This is a genomic window from Ornithinibacillus sp. 4-3, from assembly GCF_040958695.1.
Taxonomy (GTDB): domain Bacteria; phylum Bacillota; class Bacilli; order Bacillales; family Amphibacillaceae; genus CALAMD01.
In genome coordinates, this window is sequence record NZ_CP162599.1 from 2,311,304 (window position 1) to 2,326,785 (window position 15,482).

Annotated in this window: 13 protein-coding genes and 1 other annotated feature; of the genes, 5 read left to right on the forward strand and 8 right to left on the reverse strand. The window is 33.7% G+C overall.

The annotated features are described in order from the left end of the window. Positions 1 to 13 precede the first annotated feature (13 nt). The gene (gene ezrA, locus AB4Y30_RS11330; protein WP_368652343.1) at positions 14 to 1,690 is read right to left on the reverse strand and encodes a septation ring formation regulator EzrA; all 1,677 of its coding nucleotides are present in this window, start codon (positions 1,688 to 1,690) and stop codon (positions 14 to 16) included. A 581-nt stretch (positions 1,691 to 2,271) separates the two neighbouring features. On the opposite strand from ezrA, the gene AB4Y30_RS11335 reads away from it, so the two are divergent. Both AB4Y30_RS11335 and rpsD read left to right on the forward strand, forming a co-directional pair. Further along, the gene (locus tag AB4Y30_RS11335) at positions 2,272 to 2,754 is read left to right on the forward strand and encodes a GAF domain-containing protein (protein ID WP_368652344.1); all 483 of its coding nucleotides are present in this window, start codon (positions 2,272 to 2,274) and stop codon (positions 2,752 to 2,754) included. Between the two features lie 264 nt (positions 2,755 to 3,018). Next, the gene (gene rpsD, locus AB4Y30_RS11340) at positions 3,019 to 3,621 is read left to right on the forward strand and encodes a 30S ribosomal protein S4 (RefSeq protein ID WP_368652345.1); all 603 of its coding nucleotides are present in this window, start codon (positions 3,019 to 3,021) and stop codon (positions 3,619 to 3,621) included. A gap of 85 nt (positions 3,622 to 3,706) precedes the next feature. Here rpsD and AB4Y30_RS11345 read toward each other — a convergent pair whose 3' ends face one another. The 3 genes from AB4Y30_RS11345 to AB4Y30_RS11355 form a co-directional block, all read right to left on the reverse strand. Then, on the reverse strand, positions 3,707 to 4,738 hold the full coding sequence (locus tag AB4Y30_RS11345) for a YeiH family protein (protein WP_368652346.1): 1,032 nt from the start codon (positions 4,736 to 4,738) through the stop codon (positions 3,707 to 3,709). 184 nt (positions 4,739 to 4,922) lie between these two features. Next, positions 4,923 to 6,194, reverse strand: coding sequence for a tyrosine--tRNA ligase (tyrS, locus tag AB4Y30_RS11350; protein WP_368652347.1), 1,272 nt, complete (start codon positions 6,192 to 6,194; stop codon positions 4,923 to 4,925). A 46-nt stretch (positions 6,195 to 6,240) separates the two neighbouring features. Then, positions 6,241 to 6,441: a binding site (T-box leader), on the reverse strand. A gap of 131 nt (positions 6,442 to 6,572) precedes the next feature. Then, positions 6,573 to 6,767, reverse strand: coding sequence for a hypothetical protein (locus tag AB4Y30_RS11355; RefSeq protein ID WP_368652348.1), 195 nt, complete (start codon positions 6,765 to 6,767; stop codon positions 6,573 to 6,575). 250 nt (positions 6,768 to 7,017) lie between these two features. Between AB4Y30_RS11355 and AB4Y30_RS11360 the strand changes: the two genes are divergently transcribed. Continuing rightward, positions 7,018 to 10,047, forward strand: coding sequence for a transglycosylase domain-containing protein (locus AB4Y30_RS11360; protein ID WP_368652349.1), 3,030 nt, complete (start codon positions 7,018 to 7,020; stop codon positions 10,045 to 10,047). A gap of 474 nt (positions 10,048 to 10,521) precedes the next feature. After that, the gene (locus AB4Y30_RS11365; protein ID WP_368652350.1) at positions 10,522 to 10,974 is read left to right on the forward strand and encodes a hypothetical protein; all 453 of its coding nucleotides are present in this window, start codon (positions 10,522 to 10,524) and stop codon (positions 10,972 to 10,974) included. 552 nt (positions 10,975 to 11,526) lie between these two features. Here the strand turns inward: AB4Y30_RS11365 and motS are convergent. From motS to ccpA, 3 genes are read right to left on the reverse strand one after another with little or no spacing between them, the layout of a single operon-like run. Next, entirely contained in the window at positions 11,527 to 12,309 is a 783-nt protein-coding gene (gene motS, locus AB4Y30_RS11370; RefSeq protein WP_368652351.1) for a flagellar motor protein MotS, read from the reverse strand. Continuing rightward, positions 12,299 to 13,129: a flagellar motor protein MotP gene (gene motP / locus AB4Y30_RS11375; protein ID WP_368652352.1), complete on the reverse strand. Its 831-nt coding sequence runs from the start codon at positions 13,127 to 13,129 to the stop codon at positions 12,299 to 12,301. Before motP ends, motS begins: the two co-directional genes overlap by 11 nt. Before the next feature lie 56 nt (positions 13,130 to 13,185). Continuing rightward, complete coding sequence (gene ccpA / locus AB4Y30_RS11380) at positions 13,186 to 14,181, reverse strand: catabolite control protein A (RefSeq protein WP_368652353.1); 996 nt, start codon at positions 14,179 to 14,181, stop codon at positions 13,186 to 13,188. A gap of 362 nt (positions 14,182 to 14,543) precedes the next feature. Between ccpA and AB4Y30_RS11385 the strand changes: the two genes are divergently transcribed. Beyond that, complete coding sequence (locus AB4Y30_RS11385) at positions 14,544 to 14,783, forward strand: hypothetical protein (protein WP_368652354.1); 240 nt, start codon at positions 14,544 to 14,546, stop codon at positions 14,781 to 14,783. Between the two features lie 162 nt (positions 14,784 to 14,945). Here AB4Y30_RS11385 and AB4Y30_RS11390 read toward each other — a convergent pair whose 3' ends face one another. Then, entirely contained in the window at positions 14,946 to 15,482 is a 537-nt protein-coding gene (locus AB4Y30_RS11390) for a hypothetical protein (protein ID WP_368652355.1), read from the reverse strand.

The following is a 15,482-nucleotide window of genomic DNA, read 5'->3' on the forward strand; positions in this document are numbered from 1 at the left end:
TTTCCGCAAGCTTTTATTTCGCTTCTATACTTCTCAATGCTCCTGGTTCTATTTCCTCTAATGCAGTTGCCGCATTTTCTAATGCTAATTCATATTCATATGCTCTAAATAATCGCTCAGATTCTTTCAATCTTTCCGCAAGCTCTGGAACTTGGCTTCTATAACGATTTGCATACTGAATCACTCGTTCTGTTAAATATGCTTGTTCAATCATTTTGTCTGTTTGTTCCATCGTATTTTCAATTGCATCATTTGCTTCCTCTAATGCATGACGAACTACAGTAATATCTAAAGGTTTATTATCCAATGCTTTTAATACTTTTGTGTTTTTATCCACAGCAGTCTCTAATAATGTCCAAATAAATGTTGGGATCCCTGGAACATTACTTTTAACTAATTTTCGATGAATATCATTTACTTGTCTTTTCATTTTTTCTAAATCTTCTTTTGCTTTTAATTCATCTTGACGTAATTTAAGGATAAACTCTTTAAATGCAGTCTGTTTCTCCTCTAATGTTGTTAACTTTTCAAAGCCGGCCTCTAAATTGCCACGAATTTCCGAATACGAAATTGATTCTCCCTCAAGTTCTTGCTCTATTTCTTCATGAGACTTCTTCAATTGATTAATTTCTTTTTCCATAGTCATAAGTTTTTCCATATCACTGTCTTCAAAGTAATATGTTGATTTTAACATTTCAACTTCTCTTTTTGTTTCTTCAAAGCTAGCCAAATTCTCTTCTACTTGCTTCTCATGACTAGGTAATTTTGTTTCAATATAGTTACGAGCTAATGCTTCTTTTTCTAAATCTTCATAAATCTCTTTGATTCTTTCTTCCATTTCTTCTATAATCACTTTAACTTCTGCATTATCGCCACTTTTCAGGGTGTTCATACAATCCTCTAAACGCTGCTCATATCCTTTTACTTCCTTTTCAAGTCCCAGTTGCTCTACTCGGTATCCCTCTTCTTTCATTTTTTGAATACCTTGTGCTAATTCCTTAATTTGAGCTGGTAAAGTATCCTTAACTGTCTTATAAATTTTTGGAAACTCATCAAGCTTAGTTAAAAACTCATCTAATTCTGGCTTAATCTTCTCTACTGATTGTTGTGCTTCCATATAGTTACCAGACTCTACTTGTTCATTGTATGCTGTGATTTCAGATTCTATTTCTTTGATAGTTGCTTCAAATGCTGGTAATGCATGTCCGTATTGGTAACCATTTTGAATGAGCCTTTTTTGGATATCTTTTACTTCTGGCAACAATTGCTCCATTTCTTCTCTGTTTTTTTCTTCTGTTTCAAGCAATTGATGTAATTCTGCTAATATTTCTTCAATCTCTATTTCTACATTATGTAAAGTTTGATCAATCTCTGATAATATTTTTTTAGCACTTGAGAAGCGATAACGATCTGCTGCATCTTCTGCATCAAATAAATACTCTTCAACCTCTGGCAGCACTTTTGTAACGATTCGATCCCAGCGATCTTTCCAAGTATTAAACTTTTGTTGCGTTTCTCCCATTAAATTTAAATTCTTTACTCGGGAAAGCTGTGCAGCTGTATCGCGATTCATGATGTCCATTTTCCACATTTCTTTCTTATCCACATCATCGTATATTTTTTTACGCAAAATGAGTCCGACAATTATAATAGTTATGATTAATAATGCAGTTCCAATGATATATGGCATTGTGTTGCCCCCTAATCTATATTCCCGAGATGAATTTTCATTTTCAACATATCTTTTTTAATACCCTTTATAATACCATGTAAATGCCATTTTTGGCTAATAAAATCCAATAATATTAAAAATTCGATATTTTCTTACAAATAATTCGCCTTTTTAGAACGAAAAGCGCAGAGCGCCCTTACAGGCTAAGAACGCGACTTCCTGTCGCAACGCCTGCACTAGCACGTCCTATGCGTCGAAAAACGTAGAGATTGGAGGGGCACAACCGAGATAAAGGAAACATGCCCCTTTAGGGGTATCCAACGTTAGGCTTTAGCTTGGTTTTAGTTGGGCTTCCTTATAAAACAAAACCGATGTTGACTTATTGTAGGGCGGCTCGCGTTAGCTCTTAGTTTTTGGCGCTCGGAGCTAGACAACGCTAGCTTTGAATAAGCATTACTTTACGCAATTTTTATACTTTCTTAATTTTATAAAATGGTCCTAAGAAAACTGCTTTCAATCATCTAATACTTTCATTGGAAATATCCATGCTATAATATAGTAGAAATCAACTATTTATAATTAGGAAAGGCAGAGATCATATGTTTCAAGTTGAAAATTATTCTGGTGACAAATCAAAAGATTATCAGTTATTAATAAAACAGTTAGATGCATTAATAACAGGAGAAACCGATGAAATAGTTATTTTAGCTAATTCATCTGCATTATTAAATCAATTTTTAGACAATGTTAATTGGGTTGGCTTCTATCTGTGGAAAAATGATCAATTAATACTTGGACCTTTTCAAGGATTACCAGCTTGTACAACCATTGCGATTGGTAAAGGAGTCTGTGGAACTGCAGCAGCAGAGAGAAAAACACAGCTTGTAGCCAATGTTGAAGCGTTTCCTGGCCATATTGCTTGTGATGCTGCAAGTAAATCAGAAATTGTTATTCCAATCATCATGGATGACAAAATATACGGTGTGTTAGATATTGATAGTCCTATTTATGATCGTTTTGATGAAATTGACCAGAAATACTTAGAAGAATTTATTGAGCACTTAAAAACATTTTTAAAATAAGAATTAAATTCCCTATCCTTATTAGGAATTCTTTCGAAAACATTTGACTTTCCTTATTTTAGAACATATAATGTACTTTGTGTAAAATAAAAGTAGCCTTAGTGAACCAACGCTTGCCCCCATTTTGTTCCTCTACATAATAAAGAGGTGTATCGTGTAACTCTTTGCTGCTGGAGCGATGGTACATGAAAACATAATGGACAACGTATAGGAGCACACTTAATTTATTTTATGCTAAAACATATATTAAGGAGGAGATGTCTGATGTCACGTTTCACAGGATCTCTTTGGAAAAAATCACGCCGTTACGGTATTTCATTAACTGGAACTGGTAAAGAATTAGAAAAACGCCCTTTCGCTCCAGGTCAGCACGGAGCAAGCAGAAAGAAAATTTCTGAGTATGGGTTACAACAACAGGAAAAGCAAAAATTACGTTTCATGTATGGCTTAAACGAGCGTCAATACAGCAACTTATTTAAGCAAGCTGGTAAAATGAAAGGTATTCATGGTGAAAACTTCATGGTTTTACTTGAGTGCCGCCTTGATAACCTTGTATACCGCTTAGGTTTAGCTCGTACAAGAAGACAAGCTCGTCAATTAGTAAATCATGGTCATATTCTTGTTGATGGTAAGCGTGTAGATATTCCATCTTACCGCGTAAAACCAAATCAAGTAATTGGCTTGAGAGAAAAATCTAAAAACTTAAGCATCGTTAAAGAAGCTGTAGAAGCAAACAGCTTTGTACCTGATTACTTATCTTTTGATGCTGAGAAATTAGAAGGTGTATTCACTCGCCTTCCTGAGCGTTCTGAACTTCCAGCAGAAATTAACGAATCATTAATCGTTGAATTCTATTCACGTCATTAATACGAAAACCGCTGTTCTCCTATGGAAAACAGCGGTTTTTTTATGTAGTTTTTCTGTATAAAAGTAAAAATAATACTTTTTTATTCTATTGTAAAATTAAAATTAAAGTTATACTGACAACACCAATAATAACAGATGAAATTAATCCAACAATAAATGGCCGTGCTCCAATCCGAGCAATATCTTTAAAATTCGCTTTCAATCCTACACTAGTCATTACCATAATAATTAAGAATTTAGCAACAAAGTTTGTAGAATCACTTACCATTGTTGGAAATGGGATAAATGTATTTAACAAGACCACACCAACAAAAACTAAGATAAAATAAGGAAAGATTTTACTAATCTTCACACGTTCTCCTGTGTCGACTTGATTCGTTTTTTTGAAGCGATAACTCACAAAAATAGCGAGCAATAATGCAAGTGGAATTAACATTAATGTTCTTAGCAACTTTACAATAACAGCTGTTCCACCAGCTTCATCACTATACATATATCCTGCGGCAACTACAGATGATGTATCATGAATTGCTGCTCCCGCCCATATTCCGAATACATGATCAGATAAATCAAATAGTTGTCCAATCATTGGATATAAAATCACCGCAATGATATTAAACGCAAAAATCGTATTTACTGCATAAACAAACTCTTCTTCCTTTGCCTTTAGAATTGGTGAAGTTGTTGCGATTGCTGTAGCCCCACAAATCGAAGTCCCAATTCCAATTAATAATGGAAGGTTTCCAGATAAGCCAAACATTCTTCCAACAAAGTAAGTTAATACTAATCCTAAAATCACACTAACCAGGACTACTACTACAGCACTACCACTTACATTGATTACAGTAGAAAAGCTTAATGAGAATCCCATTAAGACAATAGCTACTTTAAGCAGTTTTTTTATTGTGTAATCAAGACCTTTTTCATAAATCTTAGGAACCCCAATAAAATTCCGGATAAGAAAACCGATAATAATCCCAGTAACTGCTCCACCAATTACTGGATATACTTTTCCTATAATATGAGCAATGATTCCAATCATTAAAACAAATATAATTCCGGCTAACAGGCTTTCCGTTTCTTTCTTTGGCTTGATATTTTGTGAAGAAGTACTCATGAAGTCACCGCCTTTTTTTAGTTTTTATAATATCTCGAATGGCTTTCTTTACTATAAAATTCCCTATCTTGACCAATAAAAGCTAATATTTCGAAAATATAATGCAAAGCTAAGACTGAGACAAATTAAAATTTCTAAAAACATTACGGATGTTTTTTATATTTGCCTCAGTCTATAGCCACTTTTAATTGTATTGTATTAAGAAGTAGTTTTTACGTCCGCGACGAATAATAGTAAATTGATTTTCGATGCGATCTGCTTGCTCCAATACATAATTGAGATCTTGATTACGTTCACCATTAATATAAATTGCTCCGTTAGTAATGTCTTCACGAGCTTGACGACGTGAAGGTGAGATTTTAGCATCTACTAATAAATCAATTAAGCTCATATCCCCTTGCTCAGCTACGTATGTAGGAACATCTTTAAATCCTTGTTTAATTTCACTAGCTGTCAAAGTTTTTACATCTCCACTAAATAAAGATGCCGAAATTTTAATTGCTTGTGCTAATGCTTCTTCTCCGTGAACCCATTTCGTAATTTCTTCCGCTAAACGTTTTTGTGCTTTGCGCTCATTTGGGCGCTCTACAACTTCTATTTCTAATGAAGAAGTCTCCTCTTCTGATAAGAACGTAAAATATTTAATAAACTTGATTACATCACGATCATCTGTGTTAATCCAGAATTGGTAAAATTCATATGGTGTAGTTTTTTCTTTATCTAACCATACTGCCCCACCAGCCGTTTTACCAAACTTCGTGCCATCTGCTTTTGTAATTAATGGAACTGTTAAGCCAAAAACTTGAATCTCTTCTTCTTGATTCTCTCGGGAACGACGGATGTACTCCATTCCAGCCGTAATATTCCCCCACTGATCACTACCACCAATTTGCAATGTACAATTATCTTGAACATATAAATTATAGAAATCAAAAGATTGTAGCAACATATAGCTAAACTCTGTGTATGTGATTCCCTGCTCAATCCGCGAAGAAACAGAATCCTTTGCTAGCATATAATTAATTGTAAAATGCTTGCCAACATCTCTTAAGAATTCAATATATGTTTTCGACGATAACCAATCATGGTTATTTCTAGCTAATGGCGAATTTTCATGCTCATCAAATTGAAGCAGTGAACCTAATTGATTTTTAATACTCTCACTATACCCTTGTACAACCTCAGCTGTATTAAGTGATCTTTCAGAAGTACGCCCGCTTGGGTCACCAATCATTCCTGTACCTCCACCAATTAATGCAATAGGTCGATGTCCTGCTAATTGGAATCGTTTTAACATGGTAATTGGTAGTAAATGACCAATATGCAAACTATCTGCTGTAGGATCAAATCCACAATATAGAGTAACCACATTCTTACTTAAATGTGCTTGAAGCCCTTCTCTATCTGTCACTGAATGTACTAAACCACGACTTTCTAAATCCTGTAAAATATCCACTTTTTCTTCTCCTCTATAAAAAAATATAAAAAAACCCGTCCCTCAAAAAAGGGACGAGCTTATCCTCGCGTTACCACCCTTGTTGCATAATGATATGCCACTCTAGGTTTGATATCGGTGCAAACCACCGTCTAAAATAGAAATGCTCCAGATTGTAATTCGTATGTAAATATTTGCTAGTTTCCACCAACCACTAGCTCTCTATGTTAGGGATTTACAATACTACTTATTCTTTCATCGCTAAGTATTTTTAAATTTGTTATTTATAGTTCTATCATAAATATTAAAAGAATGCAATAAGAAATGTTTTAGGTAAGACATGTCAAATCTATTTTCGCAATAGCTTATGGTTAGGAAATGTATATTTTAGATATAATTTCAAACAAACAAATTTAAAGTCCTAATTATTCTATACTTTTTTTCCTTATCCATTTGTTCTTCCAGCATCTTTTTCAACATTCTGCTCGTTTCTGAGCTATCAATACCTCTTCTTACCGCTGTCTCTATTACTACATAGAGTATAAAAAGTCCAACGATGTATAAAAATATGGATAAACCAGCACCTACTCCCATTCTATCACCTCCAATTACACCAGGATTTTGTTATAAGATTATCATCTGATTCTAATAATGCAATAGGCTTATAATAATCGCATCACTAGTGGAAAGTACAAAGTAAATTATCATGTCCACAAACTGTATGAGCATAACGAATTTCTTGCAGAAAATATACACTTTTTCCAAACTGGAAAAATATATCAAATGATACATCTTTAAATTCACCTATGATATAATAAAAGATGGTTATTTAGGAGGTATTATAGTGAATTCTAAACATAATAAAAAGAAAAGTATACAAGACGTTAAACGTTACTTTAATAAGGATAAAATTTCCAAATCATTTAGAGTAACCTACGATGTTTTTTGGAATGTAATTTTATTCTTTATCGTTATTGGTGTCATTGGTGTATTTTTTGCTGGTGGGGTTGGTGCAGGCTATTTCGCATCACTTGTAAAGGATGAACCCATCAGAAGTTATGAAGATATGGAACAGCACATCTATGACTTTGAAGAAACCTCAAAGCTCTATTTCGCAGATAATGTTTACTTAGGTGATATCCGCACGGACTTACATCGTGAGATTATTGAACTTGAGGATGTTTCTGAAACATTAATCCATGCTGTTATCGCAACAGAAGATGAATATTTTCATGAACATAAAGGAATTGTACCAAAAGCAATTGTTCGTGCTGTCTTACAAGAAGTACTGAACTCTAATGTTCAAACAGGTGGTAGTACACTCACCCAACAATTAATAAAAAACCAAATTTTAACAAATGAAGTTTCATTTGAAAGAAAGGCAAAAGAAATTTTATTAGCGCTACGCTTAGAGCAGTTCTTTTCTAAAGATGAAATCTTAGAGTCTTATTTAAATATCATACCATATGGACGTGATTCTTCAGGACGTAATATTGCTGGGATACAAACAGCTGCTCAAGGTGTTTTTGGGCTAGATGTGCAAGATCTAAATTTAGCTCAATCGGCATATCTAGCTGGTTTACCACAAAGCCCTTCTGCTTACACACCGTTTACAAATGGCGGTGATTTAAAAGAAGAAGATGGATTGAAGCCAGGTATTAACCGAATGAAGACTGTGCTTAAGCGAATGCATGAGAATGAATATATTACAAAAGAAGAATATGAAGAAGCATTAGAATATCCAATTCAAGAAGACTTCATTGAGAAGAAGAAATCACCAGTTGAGGAATATCCATTCTTAACCTATGAATTACAAGATCGTGCAAAAGATATTCTAATGGAAATACTTGCTGAAAAAGATGGTTATACATTAGATGATCTAGAAAAAAATGCAGAGCTACATGAGGAATACAGAATTTTAGCAGATCGTGATTTAAGAAGAAACGGTTACAATATCCATTCAACAATTGATAAAAAAATCTATGATGCACAGCAGAAAGTTGCTAGAGAGTACCCACATTATGGTCCAGATAGAAAGCTTAAAGATGGAACTATGGACCAGATTCAACTAGGCTCTATGTTAATCGAAAACAAAACAGGTAAAATTCTTAGCTTTGTCGGTGGTCGAGAATTCACTCAAGACAATGAATGGAATTATGCAACAAATGCTAAGCGCTCCAATGGGAGTACAATGAAACCTCTACTAGATTATGCACCAGCAATGGAATTAGGCGTTATCCAACCAGGTTCTGTGCTTGCAGATATTCCTTTACCAGTTGATTTCCCAGGTACACAATATAAGGTGGGTAACTATGGTGGAGGTAATTATGGCTTAGTATCTGCACGTCAAGCCTTAGCAAGTTCATATAATATTCCAGCTGCAAAAGTATATTCTATGATTATCAATGAAGACCCTGTTAAAAATTATTTACAGAAAATGGGCTTTTCATCTATTCATAAGAGTGATAGATCTAATGACCATCTCAACCCTTCTATGTCACTTGGTGGGATGACAGATGGTGTTACAGTGGAAGAAAACACAAATGCTTACACTACCTTTTCTAACGGTGGTAAATTTATCGATGGATATATGATTGATAAAATAACAACACATGATGGTACTGTTATTTATGAACATGAACCTGAACCAGTAGACGTATTCTCTCCACAAACATCTTACTTAATGCTTGATATGATGCGTGATGTAATTAAGAGCGGAACTGCTAATTACTTACAATCACAGCTCAAGTATGGTGGTGTGGATTGGGCAGGTAAAACTGGTACAACAAACGATTATCATGATGCTTGGTTTATTGCAACAAATCCAAATGTAACGATGGGTACATGGATTGGTTACAACACACCTTATAATATTAAAGATAGTTGTTATGGCTGTTCTTTAAGTTATAGTCAACGAAATTTAAAAGTATGGGCAGAATTAATGAATGTTGCAACAGATATTAATCCTGAATTAATGGCACCAAAAGAACGCTTTAAACAACCAGAAGGAATTGTATCGCGTAGCTATTGTGCAATCTCTGGCTTAGCACCTTCTAAGCTTTGTCAACAGCTTGGACTTGTCCGTTCGGATATCTATAACTCTAAATTTGTTCCAACAAAAGTGGATGATAGTTTAGTAGGCGGAGCTTATGTTGTAGTTGATGGAAAAGCTGTTCCTGCGGGTCCAGATACACCAAAAGAATTTATTAAAAATGATGGATATGCTTTTAATCCTGATTTCTTGAAACGAAATGGCTATGACAGATTAAGCGATCTCAGTTTATTATTCCCTCGCACCAATAGAGATATATGGGAAAAAATTGGATTCAAGGGTGCAACAGCTGCTGGTTCCCTATCAGAGGGTGGCTCCTTATCTCCACCAGGTTCTGTAGCACATTCTGGTGAAACTCTCACTTGGAAAAAAGGATCTGGAAATGTTGTCGGATATCGAGTTTATCGTTCTACTGGTGATAATTTTAAACTTGTTGGTAGTACACAGGATACGAATTTTAAAGTCGGAAAATCCGATGCTTTATATGTAGTAAGATCTGTAGACTTCTCTGGTAAAGAATCCGATCCTTCTAAAGAAGTTCAAGTAGGTAAGTCTGCTGAAGAGCTTGAAAAAGAACAGAAGGAAAAAGAGGAGCAAGAGGCAAAAGAGAAGGAAGAACAAGAGAAGAAGGAAAAAGAGGAACAGGAAAAGAAAGAGAAAGAACAGAAAGAAAAAGAACAAAAGGAAAAAGAGCAAAAAGATAAAGAAGAACAAGCGAAAAAAGAAGCCGCGGCAAAAGCTAAAGAAGAAGAAAAGAAAAAAGAACAAGAGAAAAATAACCAACCAGCACAAGAATCAACTGATGACGAAGAAGAAGATTAATTAAATAGTTAATCTAGAAAGTCAAAATGTATGCACACCCTAGAAATTAGAGCAAATAAAGCTAATTTCTAGGGTGTTTTTTTATGGTTAAATGAGTTTCTATAAATGACTAAGGCTTAACGTTATTATGATAATAACGTAGATCTTAAAGCAGTATGCTAGGATCTCCTGTACTTACAAGCAGCCAAGTTTCGAAATTCATGTTATTTATCTGACCCAACAATGTAAATTCCCGGAAATTTTATAAAGTATCGCTCCGTTTATCAAAAACGAAAAGAGGTCAATCTGAAAGGGCTGATTTTTTTCTTAATTTAATTAATATTTTAAAAAGAAGAAAGTATATTAACATATTGAATAGGACTTTGAAAAGAATATGAAAATTTAGGGGATGAGGATATTACAAAATATCAAAAGGTGTCGTTAAGTATATTTATTACAAGTGGATTATTATTACTGTTTGCAGGTTTTTTAAGTATGGCTAACAATTATATTCAAATAGGAGTAAAAAGTAAAATCTTATCTTATTTTGAGATTAATAATTTATTAGTATGTATATTAGTGATAACAGGTATTATTTGTTTAGGGATAGTTATTAAATCAACACCAGTCAAGGTAGTTCTAAATATACTTATAATACTGGGATTAATTTTATATTTAATTAGTAGTTTTTTCGAGAGAGCCGACACTACTTATACAGCGTTTTACTCAGAAAGTGGAAAAGAAAGGTTTTTAGCTATGGAGAGGCATAGGGGAAGTGAGATATATCAAGTAACGGGAGGAATATTTCTACATTATAAAGGGAAATTAAACGTAGGTGATAACTGGTTTCCATTTAAGAACGGTGAATACTCTATTTATTGGGGAGAATCCAATAAAATGATTATTTTTGATTCTGCAGGAAATAAGTTAGAAATCTATTACGATTAAGAGAAAGAAGAGGCTGGGACATAACTAGTCTCTAATGATGAAAAACGGTCGTGTTTATTATTGTGATTTTGTTGAAGTTTTGGGAACTGGCAGTGTATTTTCGGGAGTGTAAACTAAACTGTGTAGTAAGAGCCGTACGCTTTCCTTAGTTTACACGATTTAAGTACTCATATTTTGCCTCTAGAAGGCTGATTAAATCATTTAATTGTTGCTCTTTTTCTGCAATTTTTTTCATACCCGATTTATTCAATTATAATTCTTATTTTTTATTTGTAAAAAATACTTAAAGATAGAATGTTTGTTAAGAAGCAATAAGCATTTATTCCTGATCTACTAAAAATAATCTTTTATTGTAAAATGCAGTTGCTATTGCCATTAACTCACCTTCACTAAAAATATAAACATCCAACAAAAATGACTTCTAAAAAATTCTATATTTTCAACTGCTTTCTTCCAAAACCTTAGAAAAAATTACATCATCGTTAGTATTCATGTAAAAAATCCCTAGAATTAGATTTGTGATCTAACTCTAAGGATTTTTTTACATTTATACTATTCTTCTAATTCCGCTTGTTCTTCTAAGATTACAATTTCTACTCTTCTATTTTGACCTAAATTAGTAGGTGATGTATTTGGAACAATTGGACGGGTTTCTGCGTAAATACTTCCAGATAAGCGTGTTGGGCTAATATTATACTCATCAATTAAATAACGAATAACACTACTCGAACGTGCTCCAGATAGTTCCCAATTAGAAGGATAACGATAATTAGATATCGGTCTGTTATCAGCATGTCCTTCTACTTTTACCGCATTTGGAATTTCAGATAATAATGTTCCTACTTCCGTTAAAAAAGGCTTTGCTGATTCAATAATCTCTGCCTCGCCTGAATTAAATAAAATGTTTTCAGGTAAAATCAGGACTACTCCTCGCTCTGTACGTGTAGCAGAAATTACATTTGTTAAACCATGTTCTTGCAGAAAGTGCTCCACATCTTCCATCAATTCACCAAGAGAATCTTTCTCCTCTTGTTCATCTTCATCGCTTTCTTCCTCTGGTTTACTTGTAGGTAAATCATAATCATTTTCTTTTTCGCCTTTCTCGTTATGAGCAGGACTATCTGTTGGATTATCCATCGGAACCGCTGAAGGCAAAAAGTCGAAGATAGTTCGATTACGAAAAGAATCTGAAATAGCTTGGAATTTCTGGGCATCTACCTGTGACATCGCAAATAACATAATAAAAAATACTAATATCAACTGGATCATATCTGAAAAGGTAACCATCCATGCAGGTGCACCCGGCTTCTGTTTTTTCCGTTCTTTACGCTTCATTTGGATTACCCTCCAGGGATTCCTCAGCGATTTTATCTTCTGCTTCTTCTTTCACTTTTGCATCACCTGAAAGAAATGCGCTTAATTTTTCTTCTAGTACACGAGGGTTTTGCCCTGATTGTACTCCAATAACTCCCTCGATGATAATCTGTCTTATAAATACTTCTTCACCTGTTTTGTTTTCTAACTTACTAGCCATTGGCAAAAACACAAGGTTTGCAAGCACTGTTCCATACAAAGTAGTAATTAATGCAATCGCCATATTCGGGCCTAAAGTAGATGGATCCTGTAAATTTCCAAGCATTAAAATCAATCCAATTAAGGTACCAATCATTCCCCAAGACGGTGCATACTCCCCTGCTTTTTCAACAACAGATCGGCCTTTCGCATGTCTTTCTTCCATTGCAATAATTTCAGCATTCATTATGTCATTGATTACCTCTGGCTCTAAACCATCAACTGCAAGCAAAATCCCCTTTTTAATAAACGGATCTTCAACTTCTTCCAGCTCATTTTCTAAAGCAAGAATTCCTTCTCGGCGAGCACGCTCCGACAGACGGACAAATAACCGAATTAAATCTGGTAATTTTTGATCTGTCTTAGAAAATGCTTCCTTCATCACGCCAAAAAACATCTTCATTTCATCGCCTTTAAAGTTGATCATTAATGAACCAAAAAGTCCCCCGACTACAATTAATATAGAAGCTACATCAACAAATGCAACTACACCAGTAATACCTGCACTTGTTACAATTGCCATTGCAATCATCATAAAACCAAGTGTAATCCCGATTGGGGTCAATAAGTCTCTCTTTTTCATAACTTCACCAAGCCCTACCTAATTATGTCTTTATATAACATATATCGACAAGGTTTTTAATTAGTTGAGTTTCTTTCAATAATTCGATGTGGTAAAATAACTTTCTTTTCTTCCACTTCTTCTTTATTCATATATTTTGTTAATAATCGCATAGCAACTGCTCCAATATCATACATTGGCTGATTAATCGTCGTTAAAGTAGGGCGTACCATTGTAGCAATTCTTGTGTTATTAAAACCAAATACTTCAATATCATCTGGTACTTTTAAACCTAAATCTTGTATACCGTGAATAACACCTAATGCTAATTCATCTGAAGCAACAAACACCGCAGTTATTTTTTCATCCAGAGAAAGAATTTTCTTAATTCCTTCTACTCCTGCTTCATAAGTGTATTCACCTTTAACAATATAATCTTCATTAATTTCCATAGAAGCCTCTTTTAATGCTCTAACATAGCCTTCATATTTCAGTCTATTTGTTCTAACATCTTCAAATCCATTAATGAATGCTACCTTCTGGTGGCCGCTATCAATAAGAAATTTTGTAGCTTCATACGCAGCTTCCTCATAATTAATATTTACAGATGGAAAAGAACCTGTTTCGTCATATGCTGCTGCAAGTACAATAGGTACAGAAGATGATAAGAATTGTTCTTCATATTCCTTCGTTACATGTCCACCCATAAAAAGAATTCCATCTACTTGCTTTTCTAACATATTATTTAATAAACGAAATTCCTTTTCTTTATTACGATCAGAATTACTTAAAATAATATTATACTTATACATTGTAGCAATATCTTCAATACCTCTAGCTAATTCCGAAAAGAAAATGCTAGAAATATCAGGAATAATTACACCAACTGTTGTTGTCTTTTTACTTGCTAAACCACGCGCAACTGCATTTGGACGATATCCTAATCTTTCAATGGTTGCCAATACTTTCTTTCTTGTTGATGGCTTTACATTTGGATTTCCATTCACTACACGTGATACAGTTGCCATTGATACATTAGCTTCTCTAGCAACGTCATAAATTGTAATACTCATTGGTTAAGCCTCCTATTTTTCTCTATCTTAATTGAAACCGAATCAAGAACATATTTTCCTATATCATATATTACTATAATTTTAACACGAAAGAAAAAGAAAGAGTAATTAAAAATACCTTGTATATAAGGCTTTTATAAAATGTTAAGTTGAAGGGAAAAGAAATATATTGAATTGATTTGGGGCTAAATTGGGGCTGAATTGGGGCTAAAAAATAAGCGGGCAGATGCTAGAGAGTGAACCATATATATATAAATTGAAGCACTTACTGTAAAAAGTAGGTGCTTTTTAATGGATTATAATTTAATTTCTTTATGTTACTTCCGATATAAAAATTAATTACATTGGAAGAAGTGAAGAATTTGAATAAAGTATACAGAATAAGAGAAGGAATACCAGATAAACCAAAAAATAATGTTTATAAAAAATTGGGATATAACTTTAATGCTCTGCAAGGCGGTTATGTGAGTAAGGATTTATCGACAATTATTATTACTCACCGAACTATGGGAAATGGCATAGTAACACTATATAAAGATAATCAAGAAGAAAATTTTAAAAGGAATATCCAGATACTGAAAGAGAATAATTTACTTAAATAAGCCCCTCACATAAAAAAATGTGAAGGGCTTTAGTTATATAAAAGAGTCACTCCCTTAGCCATAGGATATTAGTGACTCTTTTATTATGTATAAGTATAGCATAAGGTTGGTTATTCATTTAGTGTGTCCTAGTGGGTGATCTAGTTTTAGCTATCAATCAATCTACAAGTAATTAGCAATTGGGCAAAAACTTTGTTTTATATAATCAGTATGACTGTATTTAGGATTTGGATATGCTAAGTGATGGTAATCGATAAATAAAGGTCTAATGATATTGGTTTGCTTATTTCGTAATGTGATAATTCTTATACCACCACTTACCCCTATTTGATAGATTTGCTCATTGCTTTGAATAGTCTTTTCAAATGAATGACCGTAAATCTCTCTCATTACTGCTAATACCGTAATATACGATCTATGCCCCTGTTCAATAGGATGACAATGGAAGTCACTCGCCATGGATTGTTGAATATCTTTAGACTTTGCTTGTATTTCAGGAATAATTTTTGCCATAATTAATGTTATGGATTTAGAATAGGACTCAACATCTTTAAGTTTGTTTGTAAATTTACCTTTTTTCACACCAAGTAACCATCTGTTATCCCTAAAGTCAAAAGTGAAATTCTCAGACGATAGATCAGGTGTTGTATCTGTTATTACGTTTTTCCTTGCCTTACCTCTTTTAGGTATCTTTCCCAT

Bases quoted from the DNA above. Each gene is read 5' to 3' on its own strand.
- ezrA (WP_368652343.1), bottom strand. From the start codon at position 1,690: ATGCCATATATCATTGGAACTGCATTATTAATCATAACTATTATAATT.
- AB4Y30_RS11335 (WP_368652344.1), top strand. From the start codon at position 2,272: ATGTTTCAAGTTGAAAATTATTCTGGTGACAAATCAAAAGATTATCAG.
- rpsD (WP_368652345.1), top strand. From the start codon at position 3,019: ATGTCACGTTTCACAGGATCTCTTTGGAAAAAATCACGCCGTTACGGT.
- AB4Y30_RS11345 (WP_368652346.1), bottom strand. From the start codon at position 4,738: ATGAGTACTTCTTCACAAAATATCAAGCCAAAGAAAGAAACGGAAAGC.
- AB4Y30_RS11355 (WP_368652348.1), bottom strand. From the start codon at position 6,767: ATGGGAGTAGGTGCTGGTTTATCCATATTTTTATACATCGTTGGACTT.
- AB4Y30_RS11365 (WP_368652350.1), top strand. From the start codon at position 10,522: ATGGCTAACAATTATATTCAAATAGGAGTAAAAAGTAAAATCTTATCT.
- motS (WP_368652351.1), bottom strand. From the start codon at position 12,309: ATGAAGCGTAAAGAACGGAAAAAACAGAAGCCGGGTGCACCTGCATGG.
- motP (WP_368652352.1), bottom strand. From the start codon at position 13,129: ATGAAAAAGAGAGACTTATTGACCCCAATCGGGATTACACTTGGTTTT.
- ccpA (WP_368652353.1), bottom strand. From the start codon at position 14,181: ATGAGTATTACAATTTATGACGTTGCTAGAGAAGCTAATGTATCAATG.
- AB4Y30_RS11390 (WP_368652355.1), bottom strand. From the start codon at position 15,482: ATGGGAAAGATACCTAAAAGAGGTAAGGCAAGGAAAAACGTAATAACA.